Source organism: Aeromonas sp. 11P (assembly GCF_051920165.1).
Classification (GTDB): domain Bacteria; phylum Pseudomonadota; class Gammaproteobacteria; order Enterobacterales; family Aeromonadaceae; genus Aeromonas; species Aeromonas veronii.
The window spans coordinates 2,447,122-2,472,775 of record NZ_JBQBDJ010000004.1 but is presented as its reverse complement, the minus strand read 5'-3'; the positions used below and the strand labels follow the sequence as shown (position 1 = coordinate 2,472,775).

Sequence of the window (25,654 nt, the reverse complement as noted above, 5' to 3'; positions counted from 1 at the left end):
CAAAACTGGAACAGGCAAGGTTACTTATGTCGGTAGAACTGCTGGTTAACGTTACCCCCTCCGAAACCCGGGTCGCTCTGGTCGAAAACGGTCTGCTGCAGGAAGTGCATGTAGAACGTCAGGCCAAACGCGGCATCGTGGGCAATATCTACAAAGGCAAGATCAGCCGGGTGCTGCCCGGCATGCAGGCGGCCTTCGTCGATATCGGCATGGACAAGGCAGCCTTTTTGCACGCCTCTGATATCGTCCCTCACACCGAGTGTGTGGCGGTGAAGGAGAAGGAGCAGTTCCAGGTCGGTAACATCGCCGAGCTGGTGCGTCAGGGGCAGGACATCATGGTGCAGGTGGTGAAAGATCCGCTGGGTACCAAGGGTGCCCGTCTCACTACCGATATCACCCTGCCATCCCGCTATCTGGTCTTTATGCCGGGCAGTGCCCACGTCGGTGTCTCCCAACGTATCGAGTCCGAAGCAGAGCGGGAGCGCCTCAAGCGCACCGTGGCCGGCTATGTGGATGAACTGGGTGGCTACATCATTCGCACCGCCGCCGAAGGGGTGGGGGAGCAGGAGCTGGAGCAGGATGCCGCCTTCCTGAAACGCCTGTGGCGCAAGATCCTCGAGCGCAAGCAGAAGTATCCACCTTGCAAGATCCTCTACGAGGATCCCAGTCTGGCATTCCGTGTAGTGCGCGACTTCGTCGGTGCCGAGCTCGACAAGATCCGAGTTGACTCGCGCCAGAGCTTCGATCAGCTCAAGCGCTTCACCGAAGAGTACGTGCCTGAGCTGGCCAGCAAGCTGGAGTACTACCCAGGCGAGTCGCCCATCTTCGATCTCTACGACGTGGAGAACGAGATCCAGCGGGCGCTGGAGCGCAAGGTGGAGCTGAAATCCGGCGGCTACCTCATCATCGACCAGACCGAAGCCATGACCACGGTGGATATCAACACCGGCGCCTTTGTCGGCCATCGCAATCTGGAAGAGACCATCTTCAACACCAACGTCGAGGCGACGGCGGCCATCGCCCGTCATCTGCGCCTGCGCAACCTTGGCGGCATCATCATCATCGACTTCATCGATATGCAGTCCGAGGATCATCGCCGCCGGGTGCTGCACAGTCTGGAGCAGGCGCTGTCAAAGGATCGTGCCAAGACCAACGTCAACGGCTTCTCCCAGCTCGGTCTGGTGGAGATGACCCGCAAGCGCACCCGCGAGAGTCTGGAGCATGTGCTCTGCTCCGAGTGCCCCGAGTGCAAAGGGCGCGGCCGGGTCAAGACGGTGGAGTCGGTCTGCTTCGAGATCCTGCGGGAGATCATTCGGGTCAATCGTGCCTACGATGCGGATCAGTTCACCGTCTACGCGGCCCCGGCTGTGGCCGACTACCTCCATGGCGAGGAGTCCCACAGTCTGGCTGAGCTGGAAGTGTTCATCGGCAAGCAGGTGCGGGTAGTGAGCGAACCCCTCTGCGGTCAGGAGCAGTTCGACGTGGTGATGATGTAATTGGTCTATCGCTGGCTGAGTCGGGGCTGGTTGGCCCTGGGGGTCCTGTTCGTACTGATGGCCATGCTGGTCACCTTGGTACGGGTCGGGGGTCCTTTGCTGAATCAATATCGGGAGAGTCTGATCCACACTCTGCTGGGTGATTCACAACTCAAGGTCAGCGTGGAGCAAGTGGGGCTGGACTGGACACAATCCGGGCCCGCCCTCGAACTGCAGCAACTCGCCATCGCCCCGGATTCGGGGCGTTTTACCGTACAGCTCGGCAAAGCCTGGGTGCACCTCGACTTCTGGCGCACCATTAACGAGCTAAAGCCGGTCTTTGGCGAGCTGATCCTGAGCGATGGCGATATCACCATCGACTTGCGCCAACCGGCTGACGACAGCCCTTCCGGCGATCCCCAGCAGGGCGCCCTGCTGCGCTTTCTGCTGACCCAGCTCTCTACCTTCGATGTGCACAACACTCGTCTCAGCGTCACCACGGCGTTAGGCAACATGCGGGCGCTCGATATCGCCCAACTGCGCTGGCAGAACCGTGGCAAGCGCCATCAGGGGGTCGGCAAGGCTTATCTGATCAACGGGGTGGGCGAGAGCACCCTCGATCTGATTCTGGATGTGGACGCCCCGACTGCCCGGCTCGATCGCCTCAAGGGTCAGCTCTATCTGGGGGCCCGCCAGCTCGATATCACCCCGACCCTGGCCAAGATCCATGCGGGCGAACCCAGGGTTGCCGGTCAGCTCGACTTCCAGCTCTGGAGCGAGTTTGACAGTGGCAAGCTGGGCAATACCCTGCTGGCGTTTGGCAACAACTACCTGATCTGGAAGGATCCCAAGAAAGGGGAGATGCACCGCTTCGGCCTCGATGGCGGCAAGATCCAGCTGCGCCGCGATGGCACCGACTGGCAGCTGGCCAGCCACAACGTCACCTTCAAGCTGGACGGCAAACCCTGGTTGCAGAGCCGCTTGCAGCTGGAGCGGATCGGGGATCGGGTGCAGGGCTATTTGCCCAGCATCGAGTTCGACAAGATCACCCAGATCAGCCAGCTGGGCTCGGCGCTCTACCCGACGCTCTGCGAGACCCTGCGCCAGACCAATCCGCAGGGCTCGGTGCAGGATCTGACGCTACTGGCCAACGCCAATTGGCAGGATCTCTCCCTCAGTGGCCGCTTCAGCAAGGTGCGCCTCAAGGCCTGGCAGGATATACCCGGGATGCAGGATCTCAACGGCGAATTCTGGCTTACCCCGACCGGCGGTAGCGCCAGATTGGCGCTGGCGAACGACAAGGTGGATCCCGCCCGTCACTTCAAGATGCCGATCCCGGTCGACAACTTCTCGGCCCGCCTCGATTGGTGGCGCGAGGAACAGGGCTGGGTGCTCTACGGGCAGGATATTGCGCTGGATAACCCGGATCTGACCCTGGCCAGCCGTTTCCGCCTCGATCTGTTCGAGCACCCTTTCCTCGCCCTGACCGGCCGCATCGATGTGAAGAATGCGGGCCATGCGGATCGCTACTTCCCGCTGCAGGCGATGGACAAGGGGCTGGTGGATTACCTGAGCGGCGCCATCAAGGGGGGCAAGGCCAAGGGGGCCGACCTGCTCTGGTATGGCGAGTTCAGGGACTTTCCCTACGACAACGGCAAGGGCATCTTCCAGGTGGCGGTGCCGCTGGAGCAGGCTACCTACGAGTTCTTCCCCGGTTGGCAACCGCTCACCGACCTGCAGATCGATCTCTTGTTCCAGAATGCCGGTCTCGATATGCGCAGCCGATCCACCAAACTCGGCAAGGCGAGCTCCGACTCGGTGCATGCCTGGATCCCGGATCTCTCCCCCGGTGCCCACCTCTATGTGGATGCCAAGGTGCAGGGGGAAGGCAAGGCCATCAGCGACTACCTGCAGGACTCCCCGCTGGGCAGTTCGGTGGGACAGGCGCTGCGGGAGATCGAGATCCGCGGCCCGATGGCCGGTTCGGTCAAGCTCGATATTCCTCTCGATGGCGAGAGCGAGGTCAAGGCGAGCGGCGATGCCACCTTCAGCAACAACAAGGTGCGGGTCGCCAGTCTGGACCTGCCGCTGGATAAGGTGCAGGGGCGTCTCGAATATGACAACGAACAGACCCGCTTCAGCAACCTCAAGGCGAGTTTGTGGAACCAGCCGCTGACCCTCGACTATCAGGGGCGCCAGCATCCGGATCACTATCAGGTCGACCTCGATTTCAAGGGGCAGTGGGATAGCCGCCGCCAGCCCGCCGCCATCTCTTCATTCGGTATTCTCAACGGCCGCAGCAACTGGGGCGGCAAGCTTGGGTTGACCTTGCCCGACAGCAAGCCGTTCAGCTTCCAGCTGGCGCTCGACTCCAATCTGCAGGGGATGGGGCTGGATCTGCCGTTGCCGCTGGTCAAGAGCAGTGCCAGCCGGCTTCCGCTCAAGGTGATCGCCCGTGGCCGGGATGGCAGCGCCGACATTCGTGCCGTGCTGGGGGCTGATGTGGATATGCAGACCCGACTGGTCTACGGCGAAGGGGTGCCTTATCTCAGTCGGGTGCGGGTCGATGTGGGTCAGCCGGGCGCCCGGGTAATGCGTGATGCCCCCATGCTGCTCGCCATCAACCAGCAGGAGGCCGATGTGGGCGGCTGGCTGGCACGACTCAAGCAATGGCTGCCAGCGCAGAACCAGACCGGCAATGCGGTGGTCGGCCCCGCCTTCCTGCCGCAGGAGTGGTGGGTGGATGGACAGCTGGCTCGCGCTTATATCGGCAGTGCCACCCTCAAGGCAGCGCGTTTCACCGTGGGGCCGACCAATCAGGCGACCGAGGTGATGATCGACAGCCCCGATGTGATGGGGGTGATCCGCCTGCCCGCAGTGGCCAATCGCCCGGTGGATGCCAAGTTTGCCCGCATCTACTGGTCTGGCAAGAGTTCGGATCTCAGCCCGGATCCCGATGCCAAACAGGACAACGCCATCATGGCCTCGATCCCCTGGCTGACATTCAGCTGTGTCGATTGCCGTTTTGGAGAGCAGCCGCTCGGTGAAGTGAAAGGGGAGCTGGTGCCCGGCGCCAACAAGGTGACCCTCAAGGGGCTGGATATGCAGCTGGCGGGGAGTCAGCTCACCGGCAGCGTCGACTGGCTGGCCGATGGCAACCGGATGGAGACCCGCGCTCGTGGCAAGCTGACCAGCAACAACAGCGAACTGCTGCTCAAGCGGCTCGGCTACACCTCGCCCATCGGCGATGCCCCAGGCTCCCTCGCTTTTGATCTGAACTGGCAGGATGTGCCCTACCGCCCGAGTCTGCCGACCCTGGGGGGAAGTGCCAACTATCAGCTGGAGGGCGGCACCCTGCGGGAGGTCAACGACAAGGGGGCGCGACTGCTCTCCCTGCTCAGTCTCGACTCCCTGCTGCGCAAACTGCGGCTCGATTTTCGCGATGTGTTCGACAAGGGCTTCTACTTCGAATCCATGTCCGCCTCTGCCACCATCAAGCAGGGGCAGGTCAGCAACGATGATTTCTATATGAAGGGGGCGGCAGGCAACCTTCGCGGCGAGGGGATCGCCGATCTGGTGCGCTGGCAGCTCGACTACGAGCTGAGCTTCTCCCCCAATCTGGGGGGCACCCTGCCGGTGGTGGCGGCCTTCTCCATCACGCCGGTCACGGGGCTCTATGTGCTGGCCCTCTCCAAACTGCTGGAGCCGGTGGTGGATGTGGTGACCCGCATCGATTTTCGCATCTCGGGCCCGCTCGACGCACCCAAGCTGATCGAGGCGGGACGAGATCGCGCGCGCATCAAGCTCAACCAGCAGCAGAAAGAGGCGGTAGATGCCGTTGCCCCCAGCCTGCCGACCCAAGAGGTGACCCCTTTCCTGCTGAGCCCCAAACACGCGGGGCCCGCTCAGCGCTGAACGAGCGGCACGACACCATCACAAGGAGTGAGCCATGATCCGACATATCCTGCTGATCGCCTTCAAGCCGGGCACCCTGCCTGCCCAGATAGATGCGGTGCGTACCGCCTTTCTCGCCATTCCCCATCAGGTTAGCGGCGTGACCGCCGTGGAGTGGGGTCGGGATGACAGCCCGGAGGGGCGGGCCGAGGGGTTTACCCACAGCGTGCTGATGACCTTCGCCGACGAAGCGGCCCGTCAGCGCTATCTGCCCCATCCTGATCACGATGCCCTCAAGGCCATCTTCCGTCCGGTGCTGGAGCGCATCATAGTGCTGGATTACACCCTGCAGGCAGGGGATCGGGTTGTGTCAGAGGGGCCGTTATGATGGTGAATGAGCACTGGGCTGCCATCCCGCCACTGCAGCGCGCACTGCTGGAGTCGGTTATGAAACATGGCGCAGCCCATCCTGCGATTGATGCCGGGGTAGTGGTTGGGTCGCTCGCCAAGGGCAAGGCAGACCGGGTATCCGATGTCGATCTCTTGCTGCTGGCCGAGCCCGGCTTCCATAAGCAAGGAGACGAACTGGTGCGCACCATTGTGGGGGAGCGGCCCATCTTTCACTGCTGGCAAGGAAGACATGAAGAGGTCTGTTCATACTGGCGATTCATATTCCTCGACATGTCCAGCATCGAGATCCACATCCTTGATCGGGGGGCTGAGTTCCCCCTTGCCAAACCTTATTTGCCACTGTTCGATAAAACTTCCTCCCTTGGTGCGCTTGAGGTATCTGGCCCTGCCCCAAGCCATTGGAACTTTCCTGCCTATATGGCCGAAGGGGATGGTCTGGTGTGGGAGTTGTTCGATTGCCTCAAATGGGCGGAGCGGGGGCAGCGGGGATTGGTCCGGCATCATCTTCGCAAGATGCTGGCCGAGATGGATAAAGACCCGAATATAGTGGATCGCGATTAACGCGGACAAGGAGAACGTCATGTGGTTAGCCGCAATACAGCTGGTATCTGGTCGTCACTGGCAGGATAACCGGGAGCAGATCGCCGCCGAGCTGGCCGCCTTGCCCAAAGAGCGGCCGCTACTGGTGCTGTTGCCGGAGAACTTTGCCCTGTTTGGCGAACGGCAGGGTTATCTGGATGGGGCCGAGACCATAGGTGAGGGCCCGATCCAGCAGCAGCTGGCCGAATGGGCACGAGATTACGGCATCTGGCTGGTGGCCGGGGCTATGCCGACAAGAATGCCGACCACCATCGCAGGTTCCGACCATATCCACACCAGCTCGCTGGTGTTTGACCCAGGCGGTGAGCTCAGGGGCCACTACCACAAGATCCACCTGTTCGACGTGGATGTGGCGGACAATCACGGCCGCTATCGGGAGTCGGAGACCTTCAGCCCGGGGGATGCACCTGTGCTGGTGGACTCCCCGTTTGGTCCCCTCGGCCTCTCGATCTGTTATGATTTGCGCTTTCCCGAGCTCTACCGCCAGTTGGCCCGAGCTGGAGCTCGCGTGCTGCTGGTGCCTGCCGCCTTTACCGCCGTGACCGGCGAGGCGCACTGGGAGCCGCTGCTGCGGGCTCGCGCCATCGAAAACCAGTGCTACGTAGTCGCGGCCAATCAGGGCGGCACTCACGAAACGGGGCGCCAGACCTGGGGCCACAGCATGGTGATCGATCCTTGGGGCCGGGTGCTGGCGAGCAAAGAGTCCGGGCGCGGCACAGTGCTGGCGCAGATGGAGCCCGGGCTTATCGACGAATTGAAACGCACCATGCCAGTGCTGCAACACGCCCGTTTGCTCTGATGGTGTGGTGAAAAATTGAAACGCAGCCGTTTGCCCGTGCTGGAGCATGCCCGTTTGTTGTGATGGTGTGGCTTGTTGCCAACCCGTCGGCAAGACGATTTAAAACAGCTCGTTACGAGAGTGGAGAAGAAGATTGAGTCTATTGAGCCAGGTTAGTGCCTCCCTGTTGGCCCCAAACGATCTCGACGAAGGGCGCCTGCAGCAGCTGCTCGGCAGCCTGATGAGCCATCAGGTGGAGTTCGGCGATCTCTATTTCCAGCGCAGCTGGCACGAGTCCTGGATGCTGGAAGATGGCATCGTCAAGGATGGCAGCTACAACATCGATCAGGGGGTGGGGGTGCGTGCCGTCAGTGGCGAGAAGACCGGCTTTGCCTACTCGGACGAGCTGAGCCTGCTGGCGCTGCAACAGTCGGTGACTGCCGCCCGCGGCATCGCCGCTGCCGGTGCTCACGGCAAGGTAAAGGCGTGGGCCAGAACCTCCGCAAACCTGCTCTATCCGGCCATGGATCCGCTGCAAACCCTCGACAAGCACCAGAAGATCGCCCTGCTGGAGCAGATGGACAAGTTCGCTAGGAGTCTGGATCCCGCCATCAATCAGGTGATGGCCTCCATCAGCGGCGTCTACGAAGAGGTGCTGGTGGCCGCCACCGACGGCACCCTGGCCGCCGATGTGCGTCCGCTGGTGCGTTTGTCGGTGACCGTGATCGCCGAGAAGGGTGATCGCCGTGAGCGCGGCAGTGCCGGTGGCGGTGGCCGCTTTGGTTACGACTGGTTCCTCGAACTGGACGGGCTGGAGAGCCGCGCTTTTGGCTATGTGCGTGAAGCGGTGCGTCAGGCGTTGGTCAACCTCGAAGCCATCGACGCGCCAGCCGGCACCATGCCGGTGGTGCTGGGCTCCGGCTGGCCCGGCGTGCTGCTGCACGAGGCGGTAGGTCATGGTCTGGAGGGGGACTTCAACCGCAAGGGCTCTTCCGCGTTTGCTGGCCGTATCGGCGAGCAGGTGGCCTCCAAGCACTGCACCATCGTCGATGATGGCACTCTGCCGGGTCGGCGCGGCTCCGTCTCCATCGATGACGAGGGGACGCCAGGTGGCTACAACGTGCTGATCGAGAACGGCATCCTCAAAGGGTACCTGCAGGACAAGCAGAACGCCCGCCTGATGGGTGTGCCGCTCACCGGCAACGGCCGCCGCGAATCCTACGCCGCCATGCCGATGCCGCGCATGACCAACACCTACATGTTGACGGGTCAGTATGATCCGGCCGAGATCATCGCCTCGGTGAAGAAGGGCATTTATGCCCCCAACTTCGGCGGCGGTCAGGTGGACATCACCTCCGGCAAGTTTGTCTTCTCCGCCTCCGAGGCTTACCTCATCGAGGATGGCAAGATCACCGCTCCCATCAAGGGCGCGACCCTGATCGGCAACGGCCCAGAAGCGATGAGCCAGGTCTCCATGGTGGGCAGCGATCTTGCGCTGGATCGCGGGGTTGGCATCTGCGGTAAGGAGGGGCAGAGCGTACCGGTCGGTGTCGGCCAACCCACCCTCAAACTGGATCAGCTCACCGTGGGTGGCACTTCGTAGGTTTGGGTTAGCCGCGCAGCAGCGTAACCCGACGCATTCAAACCCCGGCTCTTGCCGGGGTTTTGCTATTCAGGGAACCACAGGCAACAAAAAGCCCCGGTCGTTGGACCGGGGCTGGCGGGTTATTCGGTATCAGTTGACGGATATGGCGCGGGCGTCGATGAAATAGCGAGCGTTACCCTGTTTGTCGATCTGGATTTTGGCAACCAGCTGCTCTTGATCTTTATATTCCCAGCGTTGCTCGATCTTGGCGAGGGATGGGCTCGCAATCCCAACCACGTTCAGGTACTCGTGAAACAGGCTATGGCTCCCTATTTCGGTCAGCATCTTGTCCATCTGCATACTCTCCTGAAGTTGAGTGGGTATTCATCAACAAACCTATCAGCGTCCATCTGAATACAGTCTGTATGAAAAACAAACTAACTCATTTGTGTGTCAATAACATGATCAGGGACAAGATCAGTGCAGATCGTCAGGGACTTTTTGATACCGTTTTCAATCACTGCTGGTGCGGCTTCGGCAGTTGATCAAAATGGCCGTCCATCTGTGGCAAATTGGGGGTTGTTTGAACCGCAGGTGCACCATGGAATACCGGATCCTGCGCAACTTCCTTGATGCCGTTGATGCAGAACTGCATACCCATGCAGACCAGCAGGAAGCCCATGATGCGGGTCATGGCATCGATGCCGGTGGCGCCCAGGATCTTGCAAACCGGATCCGCCAGTTTGAGCACGCCCCAGCTGATCAGGCTCATAAGGGCGAATGCCGTAACCACACCGCCATAGATGGGCAGACGTTCGTATTCGGCTGGCAACTCGGCAATCTGGGCGGCTCCGCTGATCACCAGCGCCATGGTGCCCGGCCCGCACATACTGGGCATAGTGAGCGGTACGAAGGCAATGCTCTGGTTGATATCCACACCGCTGGATTGGCTTGGGGCGGGGAACAGCATGTGAAAACCGATAAAGCCGATGATGAGACCACCGGCCAGGCGCAGACCTGGGATGGAGATCCCGAACAGATCCAGGATGGAAGAGCCGATGAAGAAGGTGATGCAGAGGGTGCAGAAGAGATAGATAGCGGCCAGCTTGACCTGACGGCGCACATGCTCGCGCGACATCCCCTTGCTCAGTCCCAGCAGCAGAGTGGCCGTGGTGGGCGGGTTGACCATGGGCAGCAGTGCCAGCAAGGTGAGAAAGACGACCTGAAAGAACATGTTGAGCCTCTGATAGCAGGGATGAATGGGAATATCTTGAGCAAGGCCGTCGCCCGACTCAAGAGGGGGCATATTTTATGCTGGTCTACCTGAACGCAAGCAGTACAAAAAAGCCCCGAACCGGGTTCGGGGCTTTGGCTCAGGCCGGTTGTGGCTGCTGCCGGACGGCTCGTTGCTGGAACCAGAGCCAGAGACCGATAGCGAAACCCAGTACAGACAGGCTCACCACATAGTGGGAGGGGGCCAGCATGTCGCTCTTCATCCAGAGGGTCACCGCCATCGGAGTGAGGCCGCCGAAGATGGCGTAGGCCACGTTGTAGGAGAACGACAGACCGGAGAAGCGCACTACCGGCGGGAAGGCGTTGACCATCACGTAAGGCACGGCGCCGACAATCCCGACCGCAAAGCCCGCCAGCATATAGAGCGGCACCAGCTGACTCGTACCGGCCGCCAGACCGTGATAGAAGGCGTAGCTGGAGCCCGCCAGCAGCAGGGAGCCGAACATGAAGGTGAGACCACTGCCCAGCAGGTCGATCAGTCGGCCATAGACGATGCAGCCTAGGGTCAGGGCCACGATGGCCAGCGAGTTGGCGGTCAGGGCGTCAGCCGGACTGATGCCATAGACCTTCTGCAGATAGGTCGGGGTCATCAGGATCACCACCACGATACCGGCGGAGAGCAGCCAGGTGAGCAGCATGGAGACCACCACGCTGCTCTTGTGGTTGCGCAGCACCGACTTGAGGGGGAGCTCATCAGCCAGGGTCTTGTTGGCTTTCATCTCGGCGAAGACCGGGGTCTCGTGCAACCAGCGGCGCAGGTACATGGCGACGATGCCGAAGATACCGCCCAGCAGGAAGGGCACCCGCCAGCCCCAGTCACTCACTTCGGCCGGGGTCAGGCTCTTGTTGACCGCAGTGGCTATGAGGGAGCCGAGCAGGATGCCGGCCGTCAATCCCGCCGTGAGCGTGCCGCAGGCGACCCCGACTCGACGGGCAGGGACGTGCTCGGCGACAAATACCCAGGCGCCGGGCACTTCACCGCCGATGGCGGCGCCTTGCAGGATCCGCAGTCCCAGCAGGGCGATGGGTGCGCCGATGCCGAGCACTGCATAGGTGGGCAGCAGACCGATCAACAGAGTCGGCAGCGCCATCATGATGATGCTGAGGGTGAACATCCGCTTGCGACCGATGAGATCGCCAAAGTGGGCCATGATGATGCCGCCGAGCGGGCGGGCCAGATAACCGGCTGCGAAGATGCAGAAGGTCTGGAACTGGCGCAGCCACTCGGGAATATCGGCCGGGAAGAACAGCTCGCCGATGACCACGGCGAAGAAGACGAAGATGATGAAGTCGTAAAACTCCAGCGCACCGCCGAGGGCAGCCAGACTCAGAGTTTTGTAATCCTGTCGATTGAGGGGGCGGGCGTGATCGTGCTGTTGTGTGGTCGTGGTCATATCCGTATGTTTCCCATCGGTTTTTTTAGTTATTGTCACCCCGGACAAGGGGCATATACAGGTGATCGAGAGTATGCTGCCTGCCTCTTGTGTGTAAATCGCGCAATTCGCAACACTGTCTTGCATCTTTTTGGGGCAATCCGAATGCCCCGCTGGCGGAGGAATGATGGAAAAGAAACGGGTACTGCTCTCCTGGAGCAGCGGCAAGGATTGCGCATGGGCACTGCATCAGTTGCGGCAAGATCCCGCCATCGAGGTGGTGGGGCTGTTTACCACCCTCAATCAGGCATTCGAGCGGGTAGCGATGCACGGGGTGCGCAAGCAGCTGTTGACCGAGCAGGCCGCCTGCGTCGGGCTGCCTCTCATCACCATCGATCTGCCCTGGCCCTGCAGCAACGAGGATTACGCCCGCATCATGACCGGCTTTATCGCCGATGTGGTGCACAGGGGATCCGCCATATGGCCTTTGGCGACTTGTTCCTCGAGGATGTGCGCGCCTACCGTGAAAAGCAGCTGGCAGGCACCGGCATCGAACCACTGTTCCCGCTGTGGGGCAGTAATACCCGTGAACTGGCGCCGCAGATGGTGGCCGCTGGATTGAAGGCGCGGATCAGTGCTCTCGACCCGAACAAGCTGGATGCCAGCCTGGGGGGCCACGATTTTGACGAGGCACTGCTGGCGGCGCTGCCGGAGGGCGTTGACCCATGTGGCGAGAACGGCGAGTTTCACACCCTGGCCTATGATGGCCCCATGTTCTCCCGTCCGCTTGGCATTCGGGTCGGCGAGACAGTGCTGCGCGACGGCTTTGTCTTTACCGATCTGCTGCCAATCGAAGATTAATTATCGGGCGTCAAATACTCCCTTTTGCAGGAGCATTCACAGACTTGATAGGCGGGATGGGGGCACTATTGGCCCCCTCTTTTGATTCAAGATGACAACCTGCCTTATGAAACACGTCTCTCGTCCGGCGCTGCTTGCCTCCTTGCTGGCTGCCGCCCTCTCTCTGCCTGCTGTGGCGGGTCAAGCCGCTACCGTTCAGCCGATCCCTGCCGGTGTCACCACCGTCACTCTGGCCCAGCAGGCGCCGATCCACTGGGTGTCAGTGGAGCAGATTGCCAAGAGTCTGGATGGCCTGCCCCCGATGGCGGTCGGGTTTGATATCGACGATACCCTGCTCTTCTCCAGCCCGGGTTTTTATCGCGGCAAGCAGGAGTTCTCCCCCAACGACGAGAGCTACCTGAAGAACCCTGCCTTCTGGGAGAAGATGAACAATGGCTGGGATGCGTTCAGCATGCCGAAAGAGGTGGGCAAGGCGCTCATCGCCATGCATCTCAAGCGCGGAGACCACATCTATTTCGTCACCGGCCGCTCGGCCACCAAGACCGAAACTGTGAGCCAGACCTTGCAGCAGACCATGAATATTCCGGCCGACAAGCTCAATCCGGTGATCTTCGCCGGTGATCAGCCGGGCCAGAACACCAAGGTGCAATGGCTCAAGGATAAGCAGATGAAGCTGTTCTACGGCGACGCCGATGGGGATATCAAGGCGGCGCAGGAGGTCGGCATTCGCGGCATTCGTCTGCTGCGGGCCGCCAACTCCAGCTATCGGCCACTGCCGTTGGCAGGGGCGCTGGGGGAAGAGGTGATCATCAACTCCCAGTTCTGATCCGGAGTGGATCCATGCAAAAGGGCGGGGCCATTGGCACCCGCCCTTTTTGCATCCGTCATCCAGCTCGGGTCAGTCGTCTGCCCACGGCATCTCGGGCAGGCTGTCGAGGAACTCGCCGTAACGGGTCAGATTGAAGGGGCCCTGATCGGCCTCCATCGCCATCAGCTCGGCACCGAGGGCGCAGGCGATATATTGCAGCGCCTCTTCTCGCGGGGTGCCCTTCATTACCAGCCGCATCAGGGTCGCCTTCACATGGGGCGGGTGACCGTCGTTGAGCTGGTTCTCCACCATCTCCAGCAGCGCGTCTTCATCAAAAAATTCCTGAGTGTCGTTCATGGGATATCCGCAACAGTGAATGTGGCGGCCAGTATAGCCTGAATGTGACTAACACCTTGAATGGCCAGCGAATAAACAATCCGATGAGGAGGCCATTTGTTACCCATAATTAGGAGGAGTTTGCCAAGGCAAACAGGTTGGAACACAGATAACATGGATGGACACGCCTATGCCCACGATAGATTCCCTGCTGGCCGAGCCCAAGCTACTGCCCCAGATCCCGGAAGTGATGCGCGATTTGATCCAGACCTTCAATGAAAAGGATCCGGATCTGCTCAAGATCAGCAAGTTGATCAACAAGGACCCTGTCATCTCCGCCAAGTTGCTGCGGCTAGCCAACTCGGCCAAATTCGGCAGCAGTCGTCAGATCGGCACCGTCAATGAAGCCGCGGTGCGGCTGGGGTTGGCGATGGTGCGCAACATGGTGCTGGCCTGCGGGCTCACCGAATCGGTCACTGCGGTGCCCGGCATTGACCTCAAACATTTCTGGGGCTGCGTGTTCAACGTGGCGGAGCTGGCCCGTCGTCTGGCGGTGAAGAAGGGGATGAAGGGAGATGAGGTCTTTACCTGCGCCCTGCTCTACGATCTCGGCCGCTTGGTGATGCACGTAGGCTTGCCGGAAAACACCGTCCACCACATTCACGATCTGGAGTTGCACAAAGGGCGGGCCAAGGCTGAAGAGCTGGTGGTCGGCTTCAACTATGCCCAGGTCGGGGCGGCCATGGCACGCTACTGGAAGTTCCCCGAGACCATCAGCAATGCGGTGGAGTATCACTACAACCCCATGCTGGCCAAGGAGTTCTCTCCCGAGGCCGGGTTGATCCATCTGGCGATCGTGCTGGCTGCGCAATCCGATGTGGGGGAAGAGGCGCCCCCCGAGTGGCCCCACAAGGTGGCAGATGCGCTGGGGCTGAGCTGGGCCGATTGCGCTGCCCAATTCACTGCGCTGCGCGAGCAGGGTAATGGCTATGCCGGGTTGCTGGCTGCCTGAGCCCGTTTATCCCATCTCATCAGGGGCCAACGCGGCCCCTTTTTCATGTCTGATGGTGCCACAGGCTTGCCAGCCCGGGAGTGACGGGGCACTCTTTGCCCTTCACTTTCCGTTAGAGAGCCCTTGCCATGATTGCCTCCTCCCGCCTGATCCTGCGCGAAATGATCGCCACCGATGCCCCCTTCATCCTTGAGCTGCTCAATGACGGCGACTTTTATCGTTACATCGGTGATCGGGGCATTCGCACCCTCGAACAGGCGCAGGAGTATATCCAGCAAGGGCCGGCAGTCAGCTATGCCCGTTATGGTCATGGGCTCTATCTGGTGGAGCGCAAGGAGGATGGTGTCAGCCTCGGTATCTGCGGCCTGATCAAGCGCGATACCCTGGAGCAGGTCGATATCGGTTACGCCTTCCTGCCGCAATATCGCGGTCAGGGCTACGCCATTGAAGCGGCGCAGGCCGCTCTTGCCGATGGCAAAAGCCGGTTGGGGATCGGGCAGGTAGTTGCCATCGTCACTCCGGGCAACGAGCGTTCCATCGGCCTGTTGGCCAAGCTGGGGTTGGTGCGCAGTCGACTGGTCAAGTTGAGCGAAGATGCCGATGAGTGCCTGCTGCTGGAGCAGTGATCAGGGTCAGAGAGCGGAAAAGCGAATGGCGAGGTGGCTGGTCAAATTGAGTGACAAGCAAGAGCCTGGATCTGGCTAAAGGCGTGAGAGAAGCAAAGAGGCCGCCGTGAGTTGCGGCCTGTCTGCATCGGTCGCTGCCGGAGGGCAGGCAGGATCAGTTGAGGTCTTCGATGGAGAACTCGCCAGCGATCCCATCACAGGAGATGGCGAAACCGCCGCTGAAGCGGGTGCTGAACTGGATCAGAAACGCATCATTGTCGTGCTCTTGCACAGGCAGGTTGATGGGCTTGCTGCGACGCAGGGGCTTGTGTGTTTGTACTGCTTTCATCATGGTATTTCTCTATATAAATTAGGTGTTTGCTCCTTGTATTGGCAAATGTCAGGTCAATGGGCGCGGTCGATTGGGTGAACGACAAGCGCGCAGGAATACCCAGCCCGGTTAAGGGGCGTCTGCACTTTCAAGGAATATGCTGATGCATAAATCAAATTGGGTGGGCAGATCGGGTCTGCACCGTGAGAGCCGGGCAACGCAGGCAGACAGCCTGACGGTTCTCAAGGCGAGTAAATCAGAAGAAGGTTATGCGGGTACTGGCAGGATTCATCGTGAGGTGAAGCATTGCAGGATAAACATAAACAGGGCTGATTAACTAGCCGGGGCGCATTCTCTCCTCGAAATGAATAAAAAGCAAACAATAATTTGCCGATGTTGAAGTCAGTACGCTTTTCCGCTGTGTAATTAAGGGGCTATCAGCAGCAAATATTCGCAACTATTCGCCATAAAAAGAGGGCTCCCGGCGGGAGCCCTCTCTCATTCTGTAATCAGCACAGTGGGCCGACTCAGTAGTCGCCACAGGCCTTCTTGGCGGCCGTGATCATCGGGGTGATGGTCATGCCTTGCACCACGATGGAGAACATCACCACCGAGTAGGTCATCACCAGGATGACCTCCCGCAGATCGACGCCATGTTCCGGGATCATCATGACGCCGGAGGGGAGTGCCAGTGCCATCGCCATCGCCAGACCACCGCGCAGGCCACCCCAGGTGAGGATCCGTACCGAGAAGGTGTTGTAATTGCGGAATCGGCGGAAAGCCACATAGGGCAGCGACACGCTGATAAAGCGGGCGCCCAGGCAGAGCGGCACCGCAATGACCAGCAGGATCCAGTCACGCCAGGCGAGATCCAGCAGAACCAGCGCCAGACCGATCAGCAGGAACAGCAGGGCGTTGAGGAACTGGTCCATCAACTCCCAGAAATGATCCAGGTGATGGCTGCTCTGCTCGGAGAAGCCGGAGTGACGGGTCCAGTTGCCGATCATGATGCCGGTGACCACCATGGCCAGTGCGCCGGAGACGCCGATCATGTTGGCAAAAGCAAAGCCGGCGGTCGGGATGCAGAGGGTCAGCAGCAGCTCCAATGAACCGTCATCGGTGGCGCTGATCATCACGTGGGCGATGAGGCCCAGCACGGCGCCGAACAGGATGCCACCGAGGGCTTCGTGCAGGAACAGACCGGCCACGCTGCCGAAGGTGGGCTCGACACCGCCAAAGGCGACGGCAAACACGGTAGCGAAGATGACGAGGCCAACACCGTCGTTGAACAGGGATTCCCCTTCGATCTGGATGGCGATCTGGGGTGGCGCTTTCATCTTCTTGACGATAGCCAGTACGGCAATCGGGTCAGTGGGGGAGATCAGCGCGCCGAACAGCATGCAGTAGACCAGCGGCAACTCCCAGCCCAGCAGCTTGGCGATAAACCAGAAGCCGTAGCCGATGAGGAAGGTGGAGAGCAGGGTGGCAATGATGGCCAGAATGGTGATCTCCCACTTCTGGCTACGCAGCGCCTTGAGGTTGATGCCAAGGCCACCGGCGAACAGCAGGAAGCCCAGAATCCCCTTCAGCAGGAAGTTCTGGAAGTCGATGCTCTCCATGGTCTTGACGGCAAGAGGTTCCAGGTTGAACCAGCCCAGTTTGCCAAACAGCACCAGCAGTGCGGAGATCAGCATGGAGCCCGCAGTAATGGCGATGGTGGTCTGGATCTTCACAACATACTGGTTGGCAAAGGCGATAAAAATCGCCAACGCTGCCAGAAAACAGAGTGTGTAGTAGACGCTCATAGTTATTTTTTTCTCGTTGGTAGACAGCAAGCACGTATCCCTATGCAGGACGGGCATAGGTTACTCTCGGGCCCTATGTTACTCATTACCCATAAATGAGTATATGGTGGTGAATTTGGACTGATAGACGGCTAGATTTCCATTTTATTTGTTTGCTGTTAGGATGCTGTTTACGCAGTTGCATGGATGTAAGAGGAACACGCGGTGTCGAACGTAATGTCGAGCAGAGAGCCGAGCAAGCAGTCGGACGTAACAAAGAAGCTGGAAGCCTGCCTCAGGGAGCGGATCCTGATCATCGACGGGGCCATGGGCACCATGATCCAGGGCTACAAGCTGGGGGAGGCGGATTATCGGGGTGAGCGGTTTGCTGACTGGCATACCGACATCAAGGGCAACAACGATCTGCTGGTGCTGACCCGTCCGGCGGTGATCCGCGAGATCCACGAGCAGTATTGCGCTGCCGGGGCCGACATTCTCGAGACCAACACCTTCAACGCCACTCGCATCGCCATGGCCGATTACGAGATGGAAGAGTTCTCGGCCGAGATCAACCGGGAAGCCGCCCGTCTGGCCCGCGCCGTGGCAGACGAGTGGACGGCAAAAGATCTCGCCAAGCCGCGTTTCGTCGCAGGGGTGTTGGGCCCCACCAACCGCACCGCCTCCATCTCGCCGGATGTGAACGATCCCGGCAAGCGCAACGTCACCTATGACCAGCTGGTGGCCGCCTACACCGAATCGACCCACGCCCTGATCGAGGGCGGCGCCGACATCATCCTGATCGAAACCATCTTCGATACCCTCAACGCCAAGGCCGCTGCCTTCGCGGTGGAAGGGGTGTTCGAGGCGCTGGGCTACAGCCTGCCGGTGATGATCTCCGGCACCATTACCGATGCCTCCGGCCGAACCCTCTCCGGCCAGACCACCGAAGCCTTCTATCACTCGCTGCGCCACGTCAAACCGGTATCGTTCGGCCTCAACTGTGCGTTGGGGCCCGATGAGCTGCGCCAGTATGTGGAGGAGCTGTCGCGCATCAGCGAATCCTGCGTCAGCGCCCACCCCAACGCCGGTCTGCCCAATGCGTTCGGCGAGTACGATCTCGACGCAGTCGAGATGGCGGAGCATATCCGCGAGTGGGCCCAGAGCGGTTTTCTCAACATGGTCGGCGGCTGCTGCGGCACCACCCCGACCCATATCCGCGCCATGGCCGACGCCGTGGCGGGCATCAAGCCGCGCGTGCTGCCCGAGTTGCCGGTGGCCTGTCGTCTGTCGGGCCTCGAGCCCCTCATCATCACCCCCGAATCCATGTTCGTGAACGTGGGTGAGCGCACCAACGTTACCGGTTCGGCCAAGTTCAAGCGGCTGATCAAGGAGGGACTCTACGACGAGGCCCTGGACGTGGCCAAGCAGCAGGTGGAGAACGGCGCCCAGATCATCGACATCAACATGGACGAGGGGATGCTGGACGCCGAAGCGGCCATGGTGCGCTTCTTGAACCTCATCGCCGGTGAGCCGGATATCGCCCGGGTGCCTGTGATGATCGACTCCTCCAAGTGGGAGGTGCTGGAAGCGGGCCTCAAGTGCGTGCAGGGCAAGCCGGTGGTCAACTCCATCTCCATGAAAGAGGGGGAGGAGAAGTTCATTCAGCAGGCGAAACTGCTGCGCCGCTACGGCGCCGCCGTCATCGTGATGGCGTTCGATGAAGCGGGTCAGGCCGATACCCGCGCCCGCAAGTTCGAGATCTGCCAGCGTGCCTACCGGATCCTGGTGGATCAGGTCGGTTTCCCGCCGGAAGACATCATCTTCGACCCCAATATCTTCGCGGTAGCGACCGGCATCGACGAGCACAACAACTACGCGGTGGACTTCATCGAGGCGGTGAAGGACATCAAAACGCACCTGCCCCACGCCATGATCTCCGGCGGCGTCTCCAACGTCTCGTTTTCGTTTCGCGGCAACGAGCCGGTGCGCGAAGCCATTCACGCCGTCTTCCTCTACCACGCCATCAAGAACGGCATGGACATGGGGATCGTCAACGCCGGTCAGCTCGCCATCTATGAAGACATTCCGGCGGAGCTGAAAGAGAAGGTCGAGGCGGTGGTGCTCAACCTCAATGACAACGCCACCGAGGAGCTGCTGGCCATCGCCGAGAAGTATCGTGGTGCCGGTGCCCAGGCTGAGGATCCGCGGGATCAGGAGTGGCGCAGCTGGCCGGTGGGCAAGCGGCTGGAGCACGCGCTGGTCAAGGGGATCACCGACTTTATCGAAGAGGATACCGAAGAGGCGCGCGCTGGCGCCGAGAAGCCGCTGCACGTCATCGAAGGGCCGCTGATGGATGGCATGAACGTGGTCGGCGACCTGTTCGGTGCGGGCAAGATGTTCCTGCCGCAGGTGGTGAAGTCGGCGCGGGTGATGAAGCGGGCGGTGGCCTATCTGCAGCCCTATATCGAGGCGGAAAAATCGGGCGGCTCCAGCAACGGCAAAATCGTGCTGGCGACCGTGAAAGGGGATGTGCACGACATTGGCAAGAACATCGTCGGGGTGGTGCTGCAGTGCAACAACTTCGAGATTGTCGACCTAGGGGTCATGGTCTCCTGCGAGACGATTCTCAAGACGGCGCGGGAGGTCGGTGCCGATATCATCGGGTTGTCGGGTCTCATTACCCCGTCGCTGGACGAGATGGTGCATGTGGCCAAGGAGATGGAGCGTCAGGGCTTCAAGCTGCCGCTGCTGATCGGCGGCGCTACCACCTCCAAGGCACACACTGCGGTGAAGATCGAGCAGAACTACTCGGAGCCTGTGGTCTATGTCTCCAACGCCTCCCGCGCGGTAGGGGTGGCCCAGAGCCTGCTTAGTCCGGATCTCAAGGAGGCGTTTGTCGCCCGCATCGACAAGGAGTACGAGATCGCCCGGGATCAGCATGCCCGCAAGCAGCCACGCTCCCGCCCGGTCAGTCTGGCTCATGCCCGCGCCAACCGGCATCAGTTGGACTGGGTTGGCTACCAGCCACCCAAGCCCCGCGAGCTCGGAGTGCAGAAGTTCGAAGATGTGGCCATTTCGGTGCTGCGCCCCTACATTGACTGGACGCCGTTCTTCCTCAGCTGGGAGCTGGCGGGCAAGTATCCGCGCATCCTTGAGGACGAGATCATCGGCGAGGAAGCGACCAAGCTGTTTGCCGACGCCAACGCCATGCTGGATCAGCTGGAAAAGGATCAGAGCGTGCGCTGCGCCGGGGTGGTCGGCCTGTTCCCGGCCAACGCGGTAGGGGACAGCATCGAGGTCTACAGCGATGAGTCGCGCACCGAGGTCATCAAGGTGCTGCATCACCTGCGCCAGCAGAGCGAGAAGCAGGGCTTCCCCAACTACTGTCTGGCGGACTATGTGGCGCCGAAAGAGAGTGGCAAGCCCGACTGGATCGGCGCCTTCGCGGTGACCGGCGGCATCGGTGAGGAGGCCATCGCCAAGGCCTACAAGGCGCAGCACGACGACTACAATGCCATCCTTATTCAGGCGGTGTGCGACCGTCTGGCCGAAGCCTTTGCCGAGTATCTGCACGAGCAGGTGCGCAAGGTACATTGGGGTTATGCTCCCGACGAGGCCCTCAGCAACGAGGAGCTCATTCGCGAGAACTATCAGGGCATCCGCCCGGCCCCCGGTTATCCGGCCTGCCCGGAGCACACCGAGAAGGGGAGCATCTGGGAGTTGCTGGATGTCGAGCAGGCTATCGGCATGCAGCTCACCGAATCCTACGCCATGTGGCCGGGGGCGGCGGTATCGGGTTGGTACTTCTCTCATCCCGAGAGCAAATACTTTGCGGTGGCGCAGATCCAGCAAGATCAGGTGGAAGATTACGCCGTTCGCAAGGGGATGACGCTGGCCGAGGCCGAGCGCTGGCTGGGGCCAAACCTGAACTGACTCCCGCGTGACATCGGTTGATCTTTAACGAGAAACGGCGGCATCCTTGCACGGGTTGAACAACCTGCGCAGAGCCGCCGTTTAACCTGTTGGTCACAGTGATGTGGTAGCGTGCGGTTTGGTGTGGTTTGTCTTGTTGTCAGGATAAACAATTGGCGTTGTCTTGGCGCTGTGGCACCTTATACTCTCCCGCCCCATCCTGCCCAGGCATAGCCTTCTAGCGGAATTGTCATGAAGATCGCCATTTTATCCCGTGAGCCGAAAAACTACTCCACCCGCCGTCTGGTCGAGGTGGCACAGGCGCGCGGTCATCAGGTAGAGGTGCTCGACACCCTGCGCTGCTATATGAACATCGCTTCCCACAACCCCTCCATTCACTACGAGGGTGGGGAGCTGGGAAGCTATGACGCCGTGATCCCGCGGATCGGTGCCAGCATTACCGCCTACGGCACCGCCGTGCTGCGCCAGTTCGAGATGATGAACACCATGGCCCTCAACAGCTCGGTGGCCATCAGTCGTTCCCGCGACAAGTTGCGGGCGATGCAACTGCTCTCCCGCCATGGTATCGGCCTGCCCATCACCGGCTATGCCCACAGCACCCACGACGTGCCCGACCTCATCACCATGGTGGGCGGGGCGCCGCTGGTGGTGAAGCTGCTGGAGGGAACCCAGGGGATTGGCGTGGTGCTCTGCGAGACCCAGAAAGCCGCCGAGAGCGTGATCGAGGCCTTTATCCAGACCAACAACAACATTCTGGTGCAGGAGTATATCCGCGAGGCCAATGGTGCCGACATCCGCTGTCTGGTGGTCAACGGCAAGGTTGTTGCGGCCATGCGCCGTCAGGCCCAGCCGGGGGAGTTTCGCTCCAACCTGCACCGTGGCGGCACCGCCGAGGCGATCAAGATCACCCCGGAAGAGCGCGCTACCGCGGTGCAGGCCGCCAAGATCATGGGGCTGGATGTAGCGGGGGTAGATATCCTGCGCAGCGCCCGCGGCCCGCTGGTGCTGGAGGTCAACTCCTCCCCCGGCCTGCAAGGGGTGGAAGCCGCCTCCGGCAAGGATGTGGCCGGCAAGATCATCGAGTTCCTCGAACTCAAGGCGAGCCGCAAGAACAAACCGGCGGAGTGAGCCTCGGGCTTGCAGTAGCCAGATAGCAACAAGGCGCCCTCGGGCGCCTTGTTGCTATCTGGCTTAACCAAAGAACCCTCACCCTACCCCTCTCCCAAAGGGAGAGGAACTGTTCGGTGGTGTTGGGCAATCGTCGTTGGCCTGTGGTTGTCACCGCGAGCAGTGATGGCTTGCTGGGGGGCTGTTGTCTCCCTTCTCCCACTATTTTGAATAGACGGGGAGAAGGGCCGGGGGTGAGGGGGCTATGCCTTCGCGAGGTCGGCAGTGATCATCGCCAGCCTTGCGCTAAATACGCCATCCTCGAGCCGGGTGTCGATCTGCCAACCGAGCTTCTCGCAGATGCGCTGGATGATGGTGAGGCCACAGCCGTAGCCGAGGATCTGATCCGGCGCCGCCGCCGTCGGGTTGCTGATGGTGAGCACCGGGCCACACAGCTCGATGTCGATATGTCCTTCGGCATAGCTCAGGGCATTTTTCAGCAGGTTGCCGAGGGCAATGGCGAGCAGGGAGAGGGGGGCATTTACTTCGCTGCTCTCGTCCAGATTAAGCCGGATATCGAGTGCCTCCCGCTGCAACAGCGGAGCGAGGCGAGCCAGCTCCTGACGGATCAGCGGGGTGACCTGCTGCAGCGGGCGCTCCACTGCCTCCTTGCGGCCCAGCAGCAGGAATGTCTCGGTGAGCAGCGCCATCTCGTCGGCGGCGGCGCGGATACGGGTGGTGGCGCGGGCCGCTGGCGCGGGCAGATCCGTCACCTTGCCGAGCAGCGCGGCCGAACCCTGGATCACCATGTTGGGGGTGCGCAGCTCGTGGCTGGCGAAGCGGCTGAACTCCTGCTCGCGGGCAAATACCGCGGCCACCTCCTGTTTGCCGGCCAGCAGCGCCAGTTCTATGTCCCTGAGCTCCTGCCAGGGGGCGTCGGGCTCGAAATCCGCCTGATCCGGGGTGAGGTGGGCGACCCTCTGTTGCAGCCGTTGCAGCGGCCCTGTGATATGGCGTACCAGCCAGATGCCGAAGCCGAGGCAGGCGAGTAGCAGGGTCACCCCGATCAGCCGGGTCGCCAGATGCAGCTTGTCTTCGTAGGGGTCTAGGTAGTCGTCGGCGTCGTCGTTGAACACCAGATAGAGCAGTCCCTCGCCGGAGGGGTGACGGGCCACCAGAAAGTGTTTGTCCTCCTTGCCCAGCTGGTGCTCGAAAAAGCCGGGAGTCTGGTAGGGCTTCAACCACTTCGGCAGACGGCCCGCCTCGGTCCAGTAGCTAGAGAACTGTCTGGGGCTCGGGGCTGCGGCGGCCGGGCCGAGTCGCAGCCAGTCATCGCTGTAGCGGGTCACTTCGGCTTCCAGCCAGTGGCGCAGGCTCAGCTCCTCCATCTTGTCTTCGGCCACCAGCATCAAGCCGGAGAGCAGGATCAGCAGCACCACCCCGGCGCCGCCGAGCGCCATGATCAGGCGGCGGCGCAGGCTCGGCAGGTTCATGCGTTCACCAGTCGGTAGCCCTGACCGTGCAAGGTCTCCAGCATGGGTGTGGGGAAGGGTTTGTCGAGCGCGTTGCGCAGGGCGTAGATATGGCTGCGCAGGGCATCGGAGTCGGGCTCCTCATCCCCCCAGACGGTGTCGAGTACCTCCTGACGGCTGACGATGGCGGGGGCGCGGCGGGCCAGCAGGGCGAGGATCCGGAACGGGATCTTGCCGAGCTTGAGGGGCTCACCGGCGCGGGTGGCGCGGCCGCTGGCGACATCGACCGTCAGATCGCCAAAGCTGATGGCCCCCACATCGCCGCGCGGGCCACGCAGACTGAGGGCTTGCAGCCGCACCTCCAGCTCCTCCATGGCGAACGGCTTGACCAGATAGTCATCCCCTCCCGCCTTGAAGCCCGCCAGCTTGTCCTCCAGGCTGTCGCGGGCGGTGAGAAACAGCACGGGAGTGGCAATCCCCTGCTCGCGCAGGCGGGCCACCGTGCTGAGGCCATCGAGGCGCGGCATCATCACATCCATGATGATGACGTCGAAACGCTGCTCCTCCAGCAGTTGCAGCGCCGCCTGACCGTGATAGGCACAATCGAGGCGGTGACCGGCCAGCTCCAGATAATCCATGATGGTTTCCGCCACCTGAGGATTGTCTTCCACTACCAAAATCTTCATGCTTTGCTCTCCTGGTTGGCGAGCGTTTCACGCTCTTTTCACACCGGATACGGCATCCTGTTTGCCAGTGTAACCCCGAGGATCCCTGATGAAGAAGTCTCTCTGCGCCTTCCTGTTGCTGATCTTGTTGCCACTTGGCACCGCACAGGCGACCGAATTCAAACTGACCGGCCGCACCACCTGGCAGCTTGGCCAGTTGATGGTCAACGGCATGCCGTTCGTGATCGACGACCAGACTCGCTTCAAGGATTGGCTCAACGAGGATGACCTCGGCGGTACCTGGGTAGAGATGAAAGGGGTGGTGGAGAACGGCGTGCGCTATGTGCGCAAGGTCGAAGCCCTCGACGAAGATGACAAGGACGAGATGGATCTGGAGGGGCCGGTCGAAGGGGGGCGGATCTGGGGCTACACCACCTCGGATAACAGTCTGGTGCCGTTCGAAGGGCGCTGGCTGGAGCTGGAGTGCAAGTTTGACGGCATGCGCCTGAGCCGTTGCCGCGAGGATGACTGATCCGATCTCTGCGTTCCGATTAGAAATGCTCCCGAATGAAGCCCATGCTTGTCCAGCATGGGCTTTTTGTTCAGGGACGAACGAAGATGGAACAATCGAGAAAGTGGTGTGCATGGATGCTGGGTGTGCCGCTCTGGGCGGCGCAGGCGGGAGCCGACGAATTGTGGCTGGTGGAGCTGGAGCACAGCGATGGCATCCGCCTGCAATTTCAGGGGGCCGAAGTGGAGCAGGGCAGTGCCGCCGTCTGGCGGCAGGGGGAGATTTGGCCACAGCCACTCAAACCCGGCGACCAGCTCGCCCTGCTGGTCGCCGATGGCGTTGCCACCCGGATCGAGTTGCTGGCCGCCAGAGCTCCGCTGGCCAATCAGCCTTGGCAGCGGGCGCAAGATCGCCTGCAATCCTTCGATGACCGGCAGCTCACGTTGGCAACCCTGGGCACAGTGCCACTCAATCCGCTGGTGCGCTGGGTCAACGGCTCGGCCGCCGATCTGCATGCCGGGAGCGAGCTGGTATTGATCCGTTCGGCGGATGGAATATTGCAGGGAATTGAAGTGATCAATCCGGAAGAGTAATTCAGCATCTTCTTATTTAATATAGGTTCACCATATTGTGGCAGCCATTAAATAATGGCTGCCACAATATTTATGATTTATTCCTCAATAAAGTCATCACTCTAATTATTTTCTTATACCACCATTATTTTGTTTGTCATGGATGTTTTTTGGTGGTTTATTTTATTTGTGTCAGGTTTTGTCGGAGTCCATACCTGTCAAATGAAAAAGGATATTTCTACACAATA

At 60.8% G+C, this 25,654-nt stretch carries 21 protein-coding genes and 1 pseudogene; 14 read left to right on the top strand and 8 right to left on the bottom strand.

Translation table 11 applies throughout. The features are described 5' to 3' along the window. The first annotated feature begins 26 nt into the window (after positions 1-26). The 6 genes from rng (at position 27) to tldD (ending at position 8,761) form a co-directional block, all read left to right on the top strand. A complete protein-coding gene (gene rng, locus ACTG1P_RS11345) occupies positions 27-1,496 on the top strand; it encodes a ribonuclease G (protein ID WP_005340056.1) in 1,470 nt (489 codons plus the stop codon). Continuing rightward, a complete protein-coding gene (locus tag ACTG1P_RS11340; protein ID WP_440001315.1) occupies positions 1,497-5,390 on the top strand; it encodes a YhdP family protein in 3,894 nt (1,297 codons plus the stop codon). Between the two features lie 34 nt (positions 5,391-5,424). After that, positions 5,425-5,757, top strand: a complete 333-nt coding sequence (locus tag ACTG1P_RS11335) for a Dabb family protein (protein WP_278169725.1) — start codon at positions 5,425-5,427, stop codon at positions 5,755-5,757. Beyond that, on the top strand, positions 5,754-6,341 hold the full coding sequence (locus tag ACTG1P_RS11330; protein WP_440001314.1) for a nucleotidyltransferase domain-containing protein: 588 nt from the start codon (positions 5,754-5,756) through the stop codon (positions 6,339-6,341). The genes ACTG1P_RS11335 and ACTG1P_RS11330 overlap by 4 nt, the downstream gene beginning before the upstream one ends. A 19-nt stretch (positions 6,342-6,360) precedes the next feature. Then, on the top strand, positions 6,361-7,179 hold the full coding sequence (locus tag ACTG1P_RS11325) for a carbon-nitrogen hydrolase family protein (protein WP_440001313.1): 819 nt from the start codon (positions 6,361-6,363) through the stop codon (positions 7,177-7,179). Positions 7,180-7,312: 133 nt separating this feature from the next. Continuing rightward, positions 7,313-8,761: a metalloprotease TldD gene (gene tldD / locus ACTG1P_RS11320; protein ID WP_440001312.1), complete on the top strand. Its 1,449-nt coding sequence runs from the start codon at positions 7,313-7,315 to the stop codon at positions 8,759-8,761. Between the two features lie 132 nt (positions 8,762-8,893). On the opposite strand, the gene ACTG1P_RS11315 is transcribed toward tldD, so the two are convergent. The 3 genes from ACTG1P_RS11315 to ACTG1P_RS11305 form a co-directional block, all read right to left on the bottom strand. Beyond that, positions 8,894-9,097 (bottom strand): hypothetical protein, encoded by a 204-nt coding sequence (locus tag ACTG1P_RS11315; protein ID WP_005340062.1) that lies wholly within the window; start codon positions 9,095-9,097, stop codon positions 8,894-8,896. A 163-nt stretch (positions 9,098-9,260) separates the two neighbouring features. Then, positions 9,261-9,977: a MarC family NAAT transporter gene (locus tag ACTG1P_RS11310; RefSeq protein WP_440001311.1), complete on the bottom strand. Its 717-nt coding sequence runs from the start codon at positions 9,975-9,977 to the stop codon at positions 9,261-9,263. Positions 9,978-10,116: 139 nt separating this feature from the next. After that, positions 10,117-11,430: an MFS transporter gene (locus tag ACTG1P_RS11305; protein ID WP_440001310.1), complete on the bottom strand. Its 1,314-nt coding sequence runs from the start codon at positions 11,428-11,430 to the stop codon at positions 10,117-10,119. Positions 11,431-11,596: 166 nt separating this feature from the next. Between ACTG1P_RS11305 and ACTG1P_RS11300 the strand changes: the two are divergent. Beyond that, positions 11,597-12,270: pseudogene (locus ACTG1P_RS11300) on the top strand (ATP-binding protein). 106 nt (positions 12,271-12,376) lie between these two features. Beyond that, positions 12,377-13,096, top strand: a complete 720-nt coding sequence (gene aphA, locus ACTG1P_RS11295) for an acid phosphatase AphA (protein WP_440001309.1) — start codon at positions 12,377-12,379, stop codon at positions 13,094-13,096. A 72-nt stretch (positions 13,097-13,168) separates the two neighbouring features. Here the strand turns inward: aphA and ACTG1P_RS11290 are convergent, their stop codons facing one another. Beyond that, positions 13,169-13,435, bottom strand: a complete 267-nt coding sequence (locus ACTG1P_RS11290; RefSeq protein WP_005348674.1) for a hypothetical protein — start codon at positions 13,433-13,435, stop codon at positions 13,169-13,171. 169 nt (positions 13,436-13,604) lie between these two features. On the opposite strand from ACTG1P_RS11290, the gene ACTG1P_RS11285 reads away from it, so the two are divergent. Both ACTG1P_RS11285 and ACTG1P_RS11280 read left to right on the top strand, forming a co-directional pair. Beyond that, complete coding sequence (locus ACTG1P_RS11285) at positions 13,605-14,426, top strand: HDOD domain-containing protein (RefSeq protein ID WP_019446506.1); 822 nt, start codon at positions 13,605-13,607, stop codon at positions 14,424-14,426. 128 nt (positions 14,427-14,554) lie between these two features. Next, positions 14,555-15,052, top strand: coding sequence for a GNAT family N-acetyltransferase (locus ACTG1P_RS11280; RefSeq protein ID WP_042081371.1), 498 nt, complete (start codon positions 14,555-14,557; stop codon positions 15,050-15,052). Positions 15,053-15,206: 154 nt separating this feature from the next. Here ACTG1P_RS11280 and ACTG1P_RS11275 read toward each other — a convergent pair whose 3' ends face one another. Beyond that, positions 15,207-15,383 carry a hypothetical protein gene (locus ACTG1P_RS11275; protein WP_005340085.1) on the bottom strand — a complete coding sequence of 59 codons (177 nt, stop codon included), beginning with the start codon at positions 15,381-15,383 and terminating at the stop codon, positions 15,207-15,209. 506 nt (positions 15,384-15,889) lie between these two features. After that, positions 15,890-17,167 carry a cation:proton antiporter gene (locus ACTG1P_RS11270; protein ID WP_019446508.1) on the bottom strand — a complete coding sequence of 426 codons (1,278 nt, stop codon included), beginning with the start codon at positions 17,165-17,167 and terminating at the stop codon, positions 15,890-15,892. Positions 17,168-17,383: 216 nt separating this feature from the next. On the opposite strand from ACTG1P_RS11270, the gene metH reads away from it, so the two are divergent. Continuing rightward, positions 17,384-21,079 (top strand): methionine synthase, encoded by a 3,696-nt coding sequence (metH, locus tag ACTG1P_RS11265; RefSeq protein WP_440001308.1) that lies wholly within the window; start codon positions 17,384-17,386, stop codon positions 21,077-21,079. 231 nt (positions 21,080-21,310) lie between these two features. After that, positions 21,311-22,207, top strand: a complete 897-nt coding sequence (rimK, locus tag ACTG1P_RS11260) for a 30S ribosomal protein S6--L-glutamate ligase (protein WP_005340088.1) — start codon at positions 21,311-21,313, stop codon at positions 22,205-22,207. Between the two features lie 242 nt (positions 22,208-22,449). Here rimK and ACTG1P_RS11255 read toward each other — a convergent pair whose 3' ends face one another. Both ACTG1P_RS11255 and ACTG1P_RS11250 read right to left on the bottom strand, forming a co-directional pair. Beyond that, on the bottom strand, positions 22,450-23,679 hold the full coding sequence (locus ACTG1P_RS11255; protein ID WP_440001307.1) for a sensor histidine kinase: 1,230 nt from the start codon (positions 23,677-23,679) through the stop codon (positions 22,450-22,452). Continuing rightward, the gene (locus ACTG1P_RS11250; protein ID WP_058054173.1) at positions 23,676-24,344 is read right to left on the bottom strand and encodes a response regulator transcription factor; all 669 of its coding nucleotides are present in this window, start codon (positions 24,342-24,344) and stop codon (positions 23,676-23,678) included. Before ACTG1P_RS11250 ends, ACTG1P_RS11255 begins: the two co-directional genes overlap by 4 nt. Before the next feature lie 88 nt (positions 24,345-24,432). Here ACTG1P_RS11250 and ACTG1P_RS11245 point away from each other — a divergent pair, with 88 nt between their 5' ends. Together ACTG1P_RS11245 and ACTG1P_RS11240 are read left to right on the top strand one after the other, a co-directional pair. After that, positions 24,433-24,855, top strand: coding sequence for a hypothetical protein (locus ACTG1P_RS11245; protein WP_440001306.1), 423 nt, complete (start codon positions 24,433-24,435; stop codon positions 24,853-24,855). Between the two features lie 86 nt (positions 24,856-24,941). Further along, entirely contained in the window at positions 24,942-25,427 is a 486-nt protein-coding gene (locus tag ACTG1P_RS11240; protein ID WP_151287137.1) for a hypothetical protein, read from the top strand. The last annotated feature ends 227 nt before the right edge of the window (positions 25,428-25,654 follow it).